Origin of the sequence: Streptomyces barringtoniae, assembly GCF_020819595.1 — a bacterium.
Taxonomy (GTDB): domain Bacteria; phylum Actinomycetota; class Actinomycetes; order Streptomycetales; family Streptomycetaceae; genus Streptomyces; species Streptomyces barringtoniae.
Map to the genome: position 1 here is coordinate 55,299 of NZ_JAJHNP010000022.1, position 15,146 is coordinate 70,444.

Genomic DNA, 15,146 nt, shown 5'->3' on the forward strand with positions numbered 1-15,146 from the left:
GGTGCACCCGCCGTCCACCTTCAGGAGGTGGAGCAGACCCCACCCCTACAACCTGAGGGGGACGCCGCTTCGGGACCTGGGGGCGATCCGCCGCCGGGGCGTCCGCTCCTAGCGTGGAGCCATGACCACACCCGTCTGCACCAGCGCCTCGGCCGCCGCCGCACCAAGGCGGCAGAGCCTCCCGCACCCCCGGCACCGGCCGAGCGGGGAGGCTCCCGCATACCCGACGTTCGCGTCGTACGTGCGGGCTCGTCAGCCGGTTCTGCTGCGCACCGCGCGCTCGCTCACCGCGAACCTCTGCGACGCCGAGGACCTGTTGCAGACGGCGCTCGCGAAGACCTACGTGGCCTGGGAGCGGATCGAGGACCAGCGGGCGCTCGACGGCTATGTCCGCCGCGCGCTGCTGAACACCCGGACCTCGCAGTGGCGCAAGCGCAGGGTGGACGAGTTCACCTGCGACGAGCTGCCTGAGCCGGAGCCCGTGCCGGGCGACGACGACCCGGCCGAGCGGCAGGCGCTGCACGACGCCATGTGGCGGGCCATCACGAAGCTGCCGGCGCGGCAGCGGGCGATGGTCGTCCTGCGCTACTACGAGGACCTCAGCGAGGCCCAGACCGCCGAGGTGCTCGGGGTGTCGGTGGGCACGGTGAAGTCGGCGGTGTCGCGTGCGCTGGCCAAGCTGCGCGAGGATCCCGAGCTGGGACTGGTGCGCTAGACCGGGACGTTCCCCGGGTTTCCTGCCCGGTTTTCTCGCCGAGTGACACACCCCCTAGTGACATACCGCGCGGTATGTGCGCAGAATCAGCGCAACCTCTACCACCGCGTAGGCAATGCCGCCCCGGGAGGACTCCGTGCTGAGCACCATGCAGGACGTACCGCTGACCGTCACCCGAATCCTGACGCACGGGACGCTGGTGCACGGGCGGTCCCAGATCATCACCTGGACCGGAGAGGCCGAGCCCCAGCGGCGCAGTTTCGCCGAGGCCGGAGCGCGCGCGGTACAGCTGGCGAACGCCCTGCGGGACGAACTCGGCGTCCGCGGCGACGACCGGGTCGCCACTCTGATGTGGAACAACGCCGAGCACGTGGAGGCGTACTTCGCGATCCCGTCCATGGGCGCGGTGCTGCACACGCTCAATCTGCGGCTGCCCGCCGAGCAGTTGGTGTGGATCGTCAACCACGCGGCCGACAAGGTCGTCATCGTCAACGGCTCGCTCATCCCGCTGCTCGCCCCGCTGCTGCCCAAGCTGCCGACGCTCGAGCACATCGTCGTCTCCGGCCCCGGCGACCGCTCCCCGCTCCAGGGCGCGCACGCCCGCGTCCACGAGTACGAGGAGCTGATCGCGGACCGGCCGACCACCTTCGACTGGCCGGAGCCGGACGAACGCCAGGCCGCCGCCATGTGCTACACCTCCGGCACGACCGGCGACCCCAAGGGCGTGGTGTACAGCCACCGTTCGATCTACCTGCACTCCATGCAGGTCAACATGACCCAGTCGATGGGCCTGACCGACGAGGACACCTCGCTGGTCGTGGTGCCCCAGTTCCACGTCAACGCCTGGGGTCTGCCGCACGCCACCTTCATGACCGGCGTGAACCTGCTGATGCCGGACCGCTTCCTCCAGCCGGCGCCGCTCGCCGAGATGATCGAACGCGAGAGGCCGACCCACGCCGCGGCCGTCCCGACCATCTGGCAGGGCCTGCTCGCCGAGCTCACCGCCCGCCCCCGTGACGTCTCCTCCCTCACCCAGGTCACCATCGGCGGCTCCGCCTGTCCGCCCTCCCTCATGGAGGCCTTCGACAAGCTCGGCATGCGCGTCTGCCACGCCTGGGGCATGACGGAGACCTCGCCGCTGGGCACGGTGGCCCGTCCCCCGGCCCACGCCGCCGGCACCGACGAGGAGTTCGCCTACCGCCTCACCCAGGGCCGCTTCCCGGCCGGCGTCGAGGCCCGCCTCACCGGCCCCGGAGGCGAACGCCTCCCCTGGGACGGCGAGTCGGCGGGCGAGCTGGAGGTGCGCGGCCCCTGGATCGCCGGCGCCTACTACAACGGCCCCGACGCCGAACCGCTGCGCCCCGCCGACAAGTTCAGCGCGGACGGCTGGCTGAAGACGGGTGACGTCGGGACCATCTCCCCCGACGGCTACCTCACCCTCACCGACCGCGCCAAGGACGTCATCAAGTCCGGCGGCGAGTGGATCTCCTCGGTGGAGCTGGAGAACGCGCTGATGTCCCACCCGGACGTCACCGAGGCCGCGGTGGTCGCCGTACCCGACGAGAAGTGGGGCGAGCGCCCGCTGGCCACGGTCGTCCTGAAGGAGGGCGCAACCGCCGACTTCGAGACCCTGCGTACCTTCCTCGCCGAGGAGGGCCGCATCGCCAGGTGGCAGCTGCCCGAGCGCTGGACGATCGTCGAGTCGGTGCCGAAGACGAGCGTGGGCAAGTTCGACAAGAAGGTGCTGCGCAGGCGGTACGCGGAGGGGGAGCTGGACGTCACCCGCCTGTGACACCCCCGGACGCGCCGGGCAGCGGGGCTTGCTGCCCGGCGCGCGTGTGCCCGGCGTCAGCCGCCGGGCACCTGTCCGAAGCAGTGGCCGTCGGGGGTCGTACGAGGTTCGAGAGGTCCGTGAGCTAGTTGGTGCCGATCCGCGCCAGCAGGTCCACGATCCGGCTCTGCACCTCGCCGCTCGTCGACCGCTCCGCGAGGAAGAGCACCGTCTCGCCCGAGGCCAGCCGGGGCAGATCGGCCTGGTCGACCGCTGCGGTGTAGACGACCAGCGGGGTGCGGTTGAGCTGCCCGTTCGCGCGGAGCCAGTCGATGATCCCGGTGACCCCGGCCTGCAGTCGCTGCACCTGCATCAGGTCCATCACCACGAGGTTCGGCCGGAACTGCCCCGCCAGCGTCACCGCGTCGTTGTCGCTCGCGGCCCGCGCCACCTGCATCCCGCGCCGCTCCAGCGTCGCCGTCAGCGCCAGCGCGATCTCCGCGTGCTCCTCGATGAGCAGCACCCGCGGCGGATGCTGCTCGCTGTCCCGTGGCGCCAGCGCCTTCAGCAGTACGGCGGGATCGGCGCCGTACGCCGCCTCGCGCGTCGCCTGCCCGAGCCCGGCCGTGACCAGCACCGGCACCTCGGCCGCGACGGCCGCCTGGCGCAGCGACTGCAGGGCCGTACGCGTGATGGGCCCCGTCAGCGGGTCCACGAACAGCGCGGCCGGGAACGCCGCGATCTGCGCGTCGACCTCCTCACGGGAATGCACGATCACTGGCCGGTAGCCGCGGTCGCTCAGCGCCTGCTGGGTCGTCGCGTCCGGCGCGGGCCACACCAGCAGCCGGCGCGGGTTGTCCAGCGGCTCCGGCGGCAGCTCGTCGTCCAGCGGCTGCGGTCGCGGGGTGTCCGCGATCTCGATGGCACCCCCGGGGCCGTCCAGCGGCTCGGGGCCCTCGGCGGCGTCGGCGTCCGGCGCGCCTATGGCGTACGACCGTCCGGCGCCCTCGGTACCCGGGGCGAGCCGGGACTGCCCGGCCAGGGACGGATGCGCGGTCGTCGGCTGTTCGGCCGGCGGATGCGGCCGGCCCGCCTGCTCCGGCTGCCTGGCCGGGTCGGGAGGCGTGCCCAGCTTGCGCCGGCGGCCCGAACCGCCCGGCGCGTGCGGCGGCGGGGTCGCCGTCGGCTGCTGCACCTGAGCGGCCTGCCGCGAGAACGGCACACCCTGACCGAGCGTACGGACGCTGATCGCCCGTCCCTGCGTCGAGTTCGGGTCGACCGCGGCGCCCTCGGCGGGCAACGGCTGCGCGGCGCGCGGCGCCTGGACCCCGGCGTGGTCCGCGGGGAGCGGGGTGCCGGGGGCGGGTGTGCCGGTCTGCGGTACGGGCGTGCCCGCGCCGGAGGTGCCGTCGGCGCCGGGCCACTGCTGGGGCACGGGCGCCTGAACGGCAGCCGGTACCGGTCCGGCAGCGGCCGGTGGGGGCAGCGGCTGGGCGCTCGGGGTGGCACCGGGCGGAGTCGGGGTCGCCGGAACCGGCCGGCCGACGGTGTCGTGCGTCGGCGCGGCGGGATGCGGTACGGCGGCCTGGGGTACGGCCGTCTGCTGACCGGGGGCGGAGGCGCCGGCCGGGGCGCCGGGTGCCGCACCGGGCGTCTGCGCGGGCGCCGCCGCGGGACCGGCCTGGACGGGCATGCCCTGCCCGGCCGTACCGTGCGCCGGAATGCCGTGAACTGGCATGCCCTGTCCGGGAGTCGGCGTCCCCGCCGGGTGCGGTACGGCCTGCCCGGGAGCGACCGGAACCCCCTGAGCGGGAGTCACCTGCCCCGGTACGCCCGGCACGCCCGGTACGGCCTGCGCCGGAGCGGCCTGAGCCGTGGGCGTCGGAGCAGGGGCCGTGGGCGTAGGTGCCGGCTGGGCGGCATCCGCCGACTGTGCCACCGCGCGGCGGCGCCGGCCGGTCGGTGCGCTGGTCGGATGCGGCTGCGGCGGGGTGTGGTCCGCGCTCTGGTCGAGCGGTACGGCGTCGTGCCGGCCGTCGGCACCCGGTACCCCCGCGGGGGACAGCGGCAGCTGAGCGGGCACCGGCACCGGACCGGAGGACTGAGGGGGACCGGCAACCTGCCCGGCGCCCGGAACGACACCGGCACCCGGCCCGGCGGGCACAGCCGTACCCGGAACGCCACCGGCCGCCGGAACCGTGCCCACTCCGCTCGCCGAGTCCGCGGACTGCGGGGTGCGGTCGGCCTCGGCCGGCGGCAGGGCGAAGACCGTACGCGCACCGCCCGCCTCCTGGGCGGCGGCACGTTCCGCCGCGGCGGCCAGCGCGCGCCGGCGCCGCCCGGTCGGCTGCCCGCCCTCGGCCGGAACACCCTCGCCACCCGGAAGAGCCTGCGCACCCGGCGTCGGCTCGTCGCCCGCCGCCGGCAGTGCGGGCGGCAGGGCGGCCTGCGGGGCGCCGGAGGCGGGGCGGGCGCGCCGGCCCGTGGGCCCGGGCACGCCCTGCGGCGGAACGGCGGGGCCGAGGCCCGTGTTGGAGGCGGCGGCCCCCGCGGCATGCTCGGCCGCGGTCACCACCGCGCCCTCGCTCACACCCTCGCTCACATCCGCGCCGACACCGGCGCCGCCCTCGGCGGACCGGCCACGGCGTCGTCCGGTACCCCCGGACGCGGCCTCTACGGCCTCGGCCGGGAACGCGCCGGTCTCCTCGGCGGGCGCGCCGGCCCGCCTGCGCCGGCGCCCGGTCGGCGCGGCCGCGTCGGCCTCACCTGCCTGCCCGGCACCGGGAACGTCACTGTCCAGGAAGGCGTCGGTGGAGGACCGCCGGGCCCGCCGCCGACCGCCGCCGGCAGCCTGCTCGGCGCCACCGGCCTCGAACACGGCCACCTCACCGGCGCCGGAGCCGGGCACGCCCGCGTCCGGCGCGGCGGCCGGAAGCGCGGCGAGCACCGGCCCCGCGCCGGCGCCGTCGACGGTCCCGGCGCCACCGCCGAGCGGCACCTCCAGCACGTACGCGCTGCCGCTCATGCCCGGCACCTCGTGCGTCTGCAGCACGCCGCCGTGGGCCCGTACGATCCCGCGCACGATCGGCTCGTGCACCGGGTCTCCCCCGACGTACGGCCCGCGCACCTCGATGCGCGCGACCTCGCCGCGCTGCGCGGCGGCGACGACGACGGTGTTGTCCAGGTAACCGCCCGCGGAGACGGGCGAGTTGCCGGTGGCGTCGACACCGGCGACGTCCGCCACCAGATGGGCCAGCGCGGTGGCAAGCCGCTGCGGGTCGACCTCGGCCTCGATGGGCGGCGCGTGCACGGCGAACTGCACCCGGCCCGGACCGATCAGCTCGACGGCACCGTCCACACCGGCGGCGACGACGGCGTCCAGCAGGACCTTCGTACGGGTGATGTCCTCGGTGCCCGCGTCCAGCCGCTGGTATCCGAGGACGTTGTCGATGAGGGTCGTGATCCGCGAATATCCGGCCGAAAGGTGATGCAGGACCTGGTTGGCCTCGGGCCACAGCTGCCCGGCGTCGTCGGCGGCCAGTGCCGCCAGCTCGCGCCGCAGCTCCTCCAGCGGGCCGCGCAGCGACTGCCCGAGCAGGGTCAGCAACTGCTCGTGCCGCCCGGCGAGGGCCTCGTACCGGTCCTTCTCCCGCTCGGCGAGCGCGGCGTACCGCTCCTCGCCGGCCCCGACCTCCTCCGCGTGCTTCTCGCGCAGCTCCTCGAGCTCGGTGACGTGCTGCTGGCGCAGTGCGGTCAGGTCGGAGGCGTGCTCCTCGGCGAGCCGCTCGACCTCCTCCGCGTGCGCCTTCTCCAGCGCGGCCTTCTCCTCGGAGATGGCCTCGTACGCCCGCCGGTCGGTGAAGGTCATCACGGCGCCGACGAGCTGGTCCCCGTCCCGTACGGGAGCGGTGGTCAGATCGACGGAGACCCTTGCGTCCCCCTTGGACCACAGCACCTGCCCGCGCACCCGGTGCTTGCGCCCGGAGCGCAGGGTGTCGGCGAGCGGCGACTCCTCGTACGGGAACGGCGAACCGTCGGCGCGCGAGTGCAGCACCAGCTTGTGCAGCTCCTTGCCGCCGAGTTCACCGGCCCGGTAACCCAGTATCTGGGCGGCGGCCGGATTGACGAGCACGATCCGCCCGTCGGTGTCGGTCCCCACGACACCCTCGGACGCGGCCCGCAGAATCATCTCGGTCTGCCGCTGCGAGCGTGCCAGCTCCGCCTCGGTGTCGACGGTCCCGGAGAGATCCCGGACGACGAGCATGAGCAGCTCGTCACCCGTGTATCCGTAACCGTCGTACGCCTGCTGCCCGTTCTCCAGGTTCGCGCTCGTCACCTCGACGGGGAACTCGGACCCGTCGGTGCGCCGCGCGACCATCCGCGTGGGCTTGGTCCGCCCGTGCGGGTCCATGTGATCGGGCCGCCGCATGGACCCGGGGATCAGCCGCGAGTCGAACTCGGGCAGCAGATCGAGCAGCCCACGCCCCACGAGAGCCGTACCCGGCGCCTCGAATGCCTCGAGCGCGATGGTGTTGGCGTTGACGACGGTTCCGTTGGCGTTGACCAGGACCAACGCGTCCGGCAGCGCGTCGAGTATGGCTGCGAGGCGAGCAGCGCCTCGGGATGGCCTGCTGCTCACGAGACGCTTCCTCCCTGTTACCGCATCTTGCCGACCGCTCGGGCCATCTTGCCAACCGGCCCGCGACGTGTCACGCGAGGGAGTCTAAGGGCACACGTTGCGCTCGCGACGCCGGATGAGAGGGAGGTCCCACGACAAAGTGACAACGAACCGGCCACCACCCGCCACCCCCGGCGGACCCCGGCCGCCGACCCTGCCCTCCGACTCCGCGAGACCTTCGCGGGACCTTTACGGGACGGGTGATTTCCCGGGAGGAGCCGGTGAGCTGGTGGGGGTGGGGTGGGCCGGGGCCGGTCGGTGGGCAGGCCGGGGCGGGTCGCCGAATGTGGGGCGCTGGGCCCGGCGCCGGTTGGTGGGCAGCCGGCCGATGGGTCGCCGGGCGGTGCGGCGGTGGGCGGGCGCGGATCGCTGGATCGGGGGATCGCTGGGATGTGGGCCGGGAGGTGGGTGGGTGCGGCGGCCGGATCGGTCGGCCGGTCGATCGCTGGGCCGCCGGAGGGATGGCGGGAGGGCGGACCGGGCCGATCCCGGCTCGGCGGATCCTTGGGCGCCGGATCGCTGGGGTGCGGGTCGGCGGCCTGCGGGCTCCCTGGCCGACGGGTCGCCGGGTCTGCGGGCAGGTGGTCTGGTGGGCGAGCATGACGCGGAGGGGTGAGCGGGGTGACGGGGACGGGCCGGCGGGTCGATGGGCGGGCCGGTGCGTCGGCGGGGAGCCGGATGGGATGGCGGGCCGACCGGCCGACGGGCCCGCGGGCTCACGTCGCCGTGCCCGACTTCGGCAGCAGCGGCACCATCCGGTCCCACCGCCCGACCTCGCATCCGTTGCTGCGGTCGTAGGCGGCATCGACGCTGCGTCCGGCCCAGGTACCGGTCACCCGGGCGGTGGCCGGTCCGCCGTAGAGCATGGTGCAGACGGTGCCGGGCGCCACCGGGGCGAACAGATCGCGCCCCCACTGCGTGTGCTCGTCCAGCACCCGGCAGGCCTCCGCGGCGTCCGGGTGGCTCCCGCCGGCCGGATGACAGAACAGCTCGTACGTCCCGTCCCACTCGGACCCGGCATGCCGCACGGCGACGGTGAGGTGATCACCGGCCTGGTCCTCGGGCCGCACCGGCGGCGGCACGACGGGCGCGGCGACCGCGGGAACGGCGGAGAGGGCGACCAGGGCGGACACGCCGGCGAGGACGGACATGCCACCGCCATGTACACGCCCCCGCCGAGGGGCAGCGACCCCCGGATCCCGCTGGGGGGCTCTGCGTCCCTGACCCCGCTGAAGAAGAATGACCATGCCCTGCCCAACGCCGCGGGCCCCCGGACGTTGCGTCTTGCGCCGCGCCGGACCGAAGCCCTTTGCCCTGCGGCCCGACTGCCTAGTACCGTGGGGGGCGATTGGTGACAGGCCGCTCGGCTGTGTCATCATCTGCACGCACCACTCGCGCGCTCGCGTGAGCGGTTGTGCTGGAGGCGTCGCCTAGTCCGGTCTATGGCGCCGCACTGCTAATGCGGTTTGGGCCTTAAAGCCCATCGAGGGTTCAAATCCCTCCGCCTCCGCACCGATCCCGAAGCCCCGGTCCCCACGACCGGGGCTTCGGCGTTCCCGCCCTCCGTCGCTCCTCGGCCCGTCTGTGGACGTTTCCGCAGGTCACAAGGGGTGTGCCAATCGGATTTCACATGTCGGCGGCAGTCATGTAATGTTCTTCCTGTCGCCGGGACGGGGCCGAAAGGGCCGAAACGGGGACAAGAACAAAAGAACAAGCACTCGTAGCTTAACGGATAGAGCATCTGACTACGGATCAGAAGGTTGCAGGTTCGAATCCTGCCGAGTGCGCAGCAAGCCGGAGTCCCTGTGGAGTGATCCACAGGGACTCCGGCTTTTGCCTTTGATGTCAGTGTTCGACGGCAACCGTCACAGAGGGCGGAGATCTGTGCCGCCGTTGGGTGACTAGTCATGCCCCGTTCAAAAAGTTGTTCCCATCTGTACAACCGTTTCCGGCGGTCACGAGTCTTCGCGTTGAGTCAACAGGCTCCTCAGAACCTTTGGGCCCACCAGCGCCCCCACTACTGGTGAGCTCTCGTCCACTTGGGGAACATACATGCGCATTCGTGCCAGTCTGGCCGCCGCGGCCTTCTCCGGTGCCGCGGCCCTGACCGCCCTGGCCGTCCCGGCCGCGCACGCCGGGGAGAACCCGGCTGCCACCAAGGCCGAGCAGTTCAAGAGCGCTCATCAGGCGCCGGGCAAGCAGCGCTCCTTCGCCGCTTCGTCCGCCGCCGAGGCGGATGGCGACATCCAGGTGACCAAGGTCACCGTCAACGCCAACAAGGACGTCGTCGTCGGCCTTTCGCCGAAGTCGTTCAACGTCTACGTGACGGTGACCGACCCGTCGGGCGTCAACGCCGAGCAGCACGGCGTGGACGTCGCCCTGTGGCACGGCACCGACCCGGACCCGGAGACCGGCGACCTCGACGGTTTCCTCTGGAACGAGAACGGCGCCGAGAGCTGCGACTACTGGAGCGCGACCGCTGCGACCTGCAAGTTCACCATCACGGCCAAGCCGGGCGAGGCCGACGGGCTGTGGGACAGCTCGCTGAATGGCAAGTGGAACGTCACGGTCTTCGCGTCGGCCAACGACGGCGACACGTACACGAACGACTTCTACAAGAACCACTGGATCAAGCGCGCCAGCAGCTTCAGCGGCTTCAACGCCGGTCCGGAGCCCGTCGCCAAGGGCAAGACCATCACGATCTCCGGCACCCTGAAGCGCGCCAGCTGGAGCTACATGAAGTACTACGGCTACGGCAGCCAGTACGTCGAGCTGCAGTTCAAGAAGGCGGGCACCAGCACCTACAGCACCGTCAAGACCGTGAAGACCTCCTCCAGCGGTTACGCGCAGACCACCGTCACCGCCTCCGCGGCCGGCACCTGGCGCTTCCACTACGCGGGCAACAGCACCTCGTCCGTCGCGGACGCGTACGACTACGTCGACGTCCGCTGACCGGCATCCGCTGAGACAGAGGCCCCGGAGAGATCCGGGGCCTCTGGCGTTCCCGGCGGGGGTGTTCCAGGGGCGCCAGGGTCAGCACTCCTCCTCCGGGTCGTTCCGGTTCAGCTTCTCCAGGTACTCGTGCGCCAGGGCGGTGGCCCGGGTGAACCAGTCGGTGACGACCGCCAGTTCCTCTGCGGAGTAGTCCGAGAACAGGGCCGTCAGGCGTTCGTAGTGGCCCGCGTACACCGCCTCCACGCGGGTGACGGCATCCGGTACGGCGGCGACGCGGACCCGGCGGCGGTCCGTGGGGTCGGGTCGGCGGGTGACGTAGCCGGCGCGTTCCAGGCGGTTGAGGATGCCGGTCACCGCGCCGGTGGTCACGTGGGCGCGGGCGGCGAGGTCGCCGGCCGTCAGCAGGTCGTCGCCGGCCTCCAGGACGAAGGCGAAACAGGTCAGGTCCGTGACGTTCAGGCCCAGCCGCCGGGCCAGCTCCTGCTGTCCGATCAGGTGGGCGGCGATGAGGTGGTCCATCGCCGACAGCGCCTGGGCCGGAGTGGCGGGCGGTCGCGGCGTGCCGTGCATCTTTCGAAATCCCTTAGCTCGTGAGATATTCGGTTGGGGAAACTTCTTAGCTCGTGAGGGAATTTGGGTCTCGTTCCCGGAGGTGCTGTATGAGTCTGTACGACGAGGGACACACCGTCGCCGGCTGGACCGGCTTCGGCATCGCGGCGGTGGGCAGCGGTGTGGCGGGGCTGGGGGTGTGTACGGCCTCGCTGCCCCTGGTCGCGGGCGGCCTCGCCGTCGTGGCCGTGAGTGTTCTGGTCACGTGGGTCCTGCATCTCGCCGGCTGGGGCAAGCCGCCGGGAGTGCGGCCGCGGGGGGAGTGGGGGATGCGGGTCCGGGACGCGCAGGCCCGGGAGGGGCATCCGGAATGCGTCGGCTGCCGACTGGCCGGTCGGGGGCGGCGGGCTGTGGTCGTGGCGGCGGGGGCGGTGCGGACGACGGGCGCCGAATCGGTACCTCTGTCATCTGTCGAGTGAAGGCACGTTGCACCGGATTGCACGAAGCGGCTCGGTGACAGACAGGCCCGAAGTCGCACAACAGGACTGCGGCTTCGGGCCTTCGCGCGCCCTGTGACGGTCCCGGCGCCCGGAACCCGTTGTCAGACCCGAGCCATACCCTGACGAGTGATGGCACAGGTATGGAAGTGCTCGGGACTCCGCTGGTCGCCGGCCGGTCCCGCGCTGGTGTGGGACGGCGGGCGGCGCAGTGCGCTGCCGTGGGGGAAGCGGGTCGGCTTCGCCGTGCCGGAGGGGAGCGTCCGGCAGTGTGTGGGAGCGCGCGGGCATGCCTGCCCCACCCGTGCTGCCGTGCCGGCGCGGAGCAGGGGCGCCCGGTGCGAGGAGTGCGCGCGGCTGGACCGGGCGCACTCGGTGGCCGCCGACACGATCGCCGACGACCCGCGGCCGTACCGGGTGTATCTGGCGTGGTTCGGGCCCGCCATGGTGAAGGTCGGGATCACCGCGGTCGAGCGGGGCTCCGCCCGGCTGCTGGAGCAGGGGGCCGTCTGTTTCAGCTGGCTGGGCACCGGCCCGCTGATGGCCGCCCGGCGCACAGAGGAGCTGCTGCGGGCCGCGCTCCGGGTGCCGGACCGGATTCCGTACGCCGAGAAGCGGGCGGTGCGGTCGGCCTTGCCGGGGACCGGGGAGGAGCGTGCGGCGCAGGTGCGGGAGCTGCATGCGCGGGCCGTGGCGCTCAGCGGGTGGCCCGGGTCGTTGCGGCCGGAGCCCTGTGAAGTGGTCGATCACACGGGGGTGTTCGGGCTCGACGCTGTTTCCCCGGCCCTCGGGGAGGTGGTGGAGCTCGTCCCGGGGGGCCGCGTGAGCGGTGAGCTGGTCGCGGCGGCCGGGCCCGATCTGCATCTGGCGGTGGTCGGGCGTGCGGTGGTCGTGCTCGACACACGGCTGATGACCGGCTGGGAGCTGGTGTCGGTGTCCCCGGACGATGCGGTGGCCGCCGGACTCACCTTTCCGCTGCGGGAGTTCACGCGACCGCAGGAGGGGCTGTTCTGAGGGCTGCGAGCTGAAGGCGGTGCAGGTAAAGACTCGGATCCCGTACGGATCCCTTTCGGCAAGGGCCATGGACACCGAACGGGCCTGCGGCCGACCGTGGTTGACATGAGCTACGAAACCGAGACTCCTGTACAACCTGCCGCCCTCCCCGAACCCCCCTACTACGCCGTCGTCTTCACCTCGGCCCGTACCGACGACGACCCCGACGGATACCGGCGCACCGCCGAGCAGCTCTCCCGGCTCGTCCGCGAAGTCCCCGGCTTCCTCGGTGAGGACTTCGCCCACACCCCCGGCGGACTCGCCATCTCCGTCGCCTACTTCCGGGATCTCGCCGGGATCGAGCGGTGGCGGGGTCACCCGGCGCACCTCGCGGCCAAGCGACGCGGCCGGGAGCGGTGGTACGAGCGGTACGCGATCCACATCGCCAGGGTCGAGCACGCGGGCGTCTTCGCGAGGGAGTGAGCGCTTCCCAGGCGCCGCCTGAGAGGCGCCTGTGTGTTTCTCAGGAAAATCACAGATTGGGGAAAGCCTCTTCTCAGAGGGCCTCGTCAAGGTGTGCACCATGACCACGACCTCGCCCCAGGGGCGCACCGAACTGCTGAGGCCGGACGGGAGCCCCGTCCGAGTGCTTGTGGTGGACGACGAGTTGTCGATCACCGAACTGCTGAGCATGGCTCTTCGTTACGAGGGCTGGCAGATCAGGAGTGCGGGGGACGGACAGGGCGCCGTCCAGACCGCCCGTGAGTTCCGGCCCGACGCCGTCGTGCTGGACATGATGCTGCCCGACATGGACGGGCTGACGGTCCTCGGGCGGCTGCGGCGCGAGCTGCCGGACGTGCCCGTGCTCTTCCTGACCGCCAAGGACGCGGTGGAGGACCGTATCGCCGGGCTCACCGCCGGCGGCGACGACTACGTCACCAAGCCGTTCAGCCTGGAGGAGGTCGTGGCGCGGCTGCGGGGGCTCATCCGCCGCTCCGGGGCCGCCGACCGGCGCTCCGACTCCGTGCTCGTGGTGGGAGACCTGACGCTCGACGAGGACAGCCACGAGGTGTCGCGGGCCGGGGAGTCCATCCACCTCACCGCCACCGAGTTCGAGCTGCTGCGCTTCCTCATGCGCAACCCGCGGCGGGTGCTCAGCAAGGCGCAGATCCTGGACCGGGTGTGGTCGTACGACTTCGGCGGGCAGGCCAACGTCGTCGAGCTGTACATCTCCTATCTGCGGCGGAAGATCGACGCGGGGCGCGAGCCGATGATCCACACCCGGCGCGGCGCGGGTTATCTGATCAAGCCCGCCGTGTCATGAGCAGGCGACGACGGCCGGGTCCGCAGCAACGGCAGAAGCGGCAGAACCTACGGGCTGGACAGCCGCGGACCCTGCGGACCCGGCTCGTCGTCGCGTCGGTGGTGCTGATCGCCGTGGTGTGCGCGGTGATCGGCACCGTCACGACGGTGGCGCTGCGCTCGCATCTGTACGACCAGCTGAACGGCCAGCTCCGGGAGGCCTCCGCGCGCGCGGCGGGCGGGTTCGGGCCGGTGCCGGGCGGGCTGAAGAACGGTGTCACACCGCCGGACCAGCAGGGCGACGAGCAGGACAAGCGCCTTTCCAAGGAGACGAAGCCGGCCGACTTCGTCGCGCGGGGCCCGCAGCCCAGCGGCACCATCGCGGCGAAGGTCGAGAACGGTGTCATCACCGACGCCAAGGTCGGCAACAAGTCCAAGGACGACAACAACGTCCCGCAGATGAGCGCCAAGTCGCTGACCGCCCCCCAGCTCAAGGCGCTCGGCTCCGTCGCCAGGGACCAGAGGATCCACAGCGCGGAGATCCCCGGGCTCGGCGACTACCAGGTGCTGTACGTCGACGGCAACAACGGCACCTATTACGTCGCCCTGCCCACCGCGGAGGCCGACGGCACCATCGACACCCTGATCCTCGTCGAGATCAGCGTCACCGCCGCGGGTCTCATCGCCGCCACCCTCGCCGGGACCGTCATCGTCGGCGTCGCCACCCGCCCCCTGCGCAAGGTCGCCGCCACCGCCACCCGGGTCTCCGAACTCCCGCTGCACACGGGCGAGGTGAACCTGAGCGAGCGGGTCCCGGAGTCCGAGTGCGACCCGCACACCGAGGTCGGCCAGGTCGGTGCCGCGCTCAACCGGATGCTCGACCATGTGCACGGCGCCCTGCACGCCCGGCAGCAGAGCGAGATGCGGGTACGGCAGTTCGTCGCCGACGCCAGTCATGAGCTGCGCACCCCGCTCGCGTCCATCCGCGGGTACGCGGAACTCACGAGACGCGGGCGGGAGCAGGTCGGGCCCGACACCCGGCACGCCCTCGGCCGGATCGAGTCCGAGGCGGGCCGGATGACCCTCCTCGTCGAGGATCTCCTCCTGCTCGCCCGCCTCGACGCGGGACGGCCGCTGCAGTTCGAGCAGACCGATCTCGTCCCGCTCGTCGTGGACACGGTCAGCGACTCGCGCGCGGCCGGCATGGACCACAACTGGCGGCTCGACCTGCCCGACGAACCCGCCCTCGTGTCGGCGGACGCGGCACGCATCCAGCAGGTGCTGGTCAACCTGCTCGGCAACGCCCGCAAGCACACCCCGCCCGGTACGACCGTCACCGCGCGCGTGCAGCGGCGCGGGCCGTGGATGTGCGTCGACGTCGAGGACAACGGGCAGGGCATCCCGCCGGACCTGTTGCCGCACGTCTTCGAGCGGTTCGCGCGCGGCGACTCCGCGCGGTCCAGGGCCACCGGGTCGACGGGCCTCGGGCTCGCCATCGTCCAGGCGGTCGCGGCCGCGCACGGGGGTGCCGTCACCGTCGACAGCGTTCCGGGGCGGACCGTGTTCACCGTGCACCTGCCCGCGCTCGTCCCTGCCGCCGTGCGGCCCGCGCCCGAAACCGACTGGCGATCGCACTCACAGGCACAGCACAGTGCCACCACATGGGTGCGACAGGGCGCATGAGTT

The 15,146-nt window shown here is 72.6% G+C and carries 11 protein-coding genes and 2 tRNA genes; 10 read left to right on the forward strand and 3 right to left on the reverse strand.

Annotation, left to right across the window (positions count from 1 at the left end; all coding sequences use genetic code 11):
- Positions 1-121 precede the first annotated feature (121 nt).
- Both LMU33_RS32215 and LMU33_RS32220 read left to right on the forward strand, forming a co-directional pair.
- Complete coding sequence (locus LMU33_RS32215; RefSeq protein WP_228624320.1) at positions 122-715, forward strand: SigE family RNA polymerase sigma factor; 594 nt, start codon at positions 122-124, stop codon at positions 713-715.
- A gap of 115 nt (positions 716-830) precedes the next feature.
- Positions 831-2,507: a long-chain fatty acid--CoA ligase gene (locus LMU33_RS32220; protein WP_228624321.1), complete on the forward strand. Its 1,677-nt coding sequence runs from the start codon at positions 831-833 to the stop codon at positions 2,505-2,507.
- 124 nt (positions 2,508-2,631) lie between these two features.
- On the opposite strand, the gene LMU33_RS32225 is transcribed toward LMU33_RS32220, so the two are convergent.
- Both LMU33_RS32225 and LMU33_RS32230 read right to left on the reverse strand, forming a co-directional pair.
- Positions 2,632-7,125, reverse strand: coding sequence for a response regulator (locus tag LMU33_RS32225; protein ID WP_228624322.1), 4,494 nt, complete (start codon positions 7,123-7,125; stop codon positions 2,632-2,634).
- Positions 7,126-7,880: 755 nt separating this feature from the next.
- Positions 7,881-8,315: an SSI family serine proteinase inhibitor gene (locus LMU33_RS32230; protein ID WP_228624323.1), complete on the reverse strand. Its 435-nt coding sequence runs from the start codon at positions 8,313-8,315 to the stop codon at positions 7,881-7,883.
- 268 nt (positions 8,316-8,583) lie between these two features.
- Between LMU33_RS32230 and LMU33_RS32235 the strand changes: the two genes are divergently transcribed.
- The 3 genes from LMU33_RS32235 (at position 8,584) to LMU33_RS32245 (ending at position 10,116) form a co-directional block, all read left to right on the forward strand.
- Positions 8,584-8,674 (forward strand) — tRNA-Ser (locus LMU33_RS32235).
- A gap of 204 nt (positions 8,675-8,878) precedes the next feature.
- Positions 8,879-8,951 (forward strand) — tRNA-Arg (locus LMU33_RS32240).
- 265 nt (positions 8,952-9,216) lie between these two features.
- The gene (locus LMU33_RS32245) at positions 9,217-10,116 is read left to right on the forward strand and encodes a calcium-binding protein (RefSeq protein ID WP_228624324.1); all 900 of its coding nucleotides are present in this window, start codon (positions 9,217-9,219) and stop codon (positions 10,114-10,116) included.
- 81 nt (positions 10,117-10,197) lie between these two features.
- Here the strand turns inward: LMU33_RS32245 and LMU33_RS32250 are convergent, their stop codons facing one another.
- Complete coding sequence (locus LMU33_RS32250) at positions 10,198-10,689, reverse strand: MarR family winged helix-turn-helix transcriptional regulator (RefSeq protein ID WP_228624325.1); 492 nt, start codon at positions 10,687-10,689, stop codon at positions 10,198-10,200.
- An 89-nt stretch (positions 10,690-10,778) separates the two neighbouring features.
- Here LMU33_RS32250 and LMU33_RS32255 point away from each other — a divergent pair, with 89 nt between their 5' ends.
- The 5 genes from LMU33_RS32255 (at position 10,779) to LMU33_RS32275 (ending at position 15,143) form a co-directional block, all read left to right on the forward strand.
- Positions 10,779-11,147 carry an HGxxPAAW family protein gene (locus LMU33_RS32255; protein WP_228624326.1) on the forward strand — a complete coding sequence of 123 codons (369 nt, stop codon included), beginning with the start codon at positions 10,779-10,781 and terminating at the stop codon, positions 11,145-11,147.
- A 150-nt stretch (positions 11,148-11,297) separates the two neighbouring features.
- Positions 11,298-12,179 carry a DUF2797 domain-containing protein gene (locus tag LMU33_RS32260; RefSeq protein WP_228624327.1) on the forward strand — a complete coding sequence of 294 codons (882 nt, stop codon included), beginning with the start codon at positions 11,298-11,300 and terminating at the stop codon, positions 12,177-12,179.
- 105 nt (positions 12,180-12,284) lie between these two features.
- Entirely contained in the window at positions 12,285-12,641 is a 357-nt protein-coding gene (locus LMU33_RS32265) for an antibiotic biosynthesis monooxygenase family protein (protein WP_228624328.1), read from the forward strand.
- Between the two features lie 100 nt (positions 12,642-12,741).
- A complete protein-coding gene (locus LMU33_RS32270; protein ID WP_228624329.1) occupies positions 12,742-13,482 on the forward strand; it encodes a response regulator transcription factor in 741 nt (246 codons plus the stop codon).
- A complete protein-coding gene (locus tag LMU33_RS32275; protein WP_228624330.1) occupies positions 13,479-15,143 on the forward strand; it encodes a sensor histidine kinase in 1,665 nt (554 codons plus the stop codon). The genes LMU33_RS32270 and LMU33_RS32275 overlap by 4 nt, the downstream gene beginning before the upstream one ends.
- The last annotated feature ends 3 nt before the right edge of the window (positions 15,144-15,146 follow it).

Excerpts from the sequence above, each read along its gene's own strand:
- LMU33_RS32215 (WP_228624320.1), top strand. The coding sequence starts at position 122 with ATGACCACACCCGTCTGCACCAGCGCCTCGGCCGCCGCCGCACCAAGG.
- LMU33_RS32220 (WP_228624321.1), top strand. The coding sequence starts at position 831 with ATGCCGCCCCGGGAGGACTCCGTGCTGAGCACCATGCAGGACGTACCG.
- LMU33_RS32230 (WP_228624323.1), bottom strand. The coding sequence starts at position 8,315 with ATGTCCGTCCTCGCCGGCGTGTCCGCCCTGGTCGCCCTCTCCGCCGTT.
- LMU33_RS32245 (WP_228624324.1), top strand. The coding sequence starts at position 9,217 with ATGCGCATTCGTGCCAGTCTGGCCGCCGCGGCCTTCTCCGGTGCCGCG.
- LMU33_RS32250 (WP_228624325.1), bottom strand. The coding sequence starts at position 10,689 with ATGCACGGCACGCCGCGACCGCCCGCCACTCCGGCCCAGGCGCTGTCG.
- LMU33_RS32255 (WP_228624326.1), top strand. The coding sequence starts at position 10,779 with ATGAGTCTGTACGACGAGGGACACACCGTCGCCGGCTGGACCGGCTTC.
- LMU33_RS32260 (WP_228624327.1), top strand. The coding sequence starts at position 11,298 with ATGGCACAGGTATGGAAGTGCTCGGGACTCCGCTGGTCGCCGGCCGGT.
- LMU33_RS32265 (WP_228624328.1), top strand. The coding sequence starts at position 12,285 with ATGAGCTACGAAACCGAGACTCCTGTACAACCTGCCGCCCTCCCCGAA.
- LMU33_RS32270 (WP_228624329.1), top strand. The coding sequence starts at position 12,742 with ATGACCACGACCTCGCCCCAGGGGCGCACCGAACTGCTGAGGCCGGAC.
- LMU33_RS32275 (WP_228624330.1), top strand. The coding sequence starts at position 13,479 with ATGAGCAGGCGACGACGGCCGGGTCCGCAGCAACGGCAGAAGCGGCAG.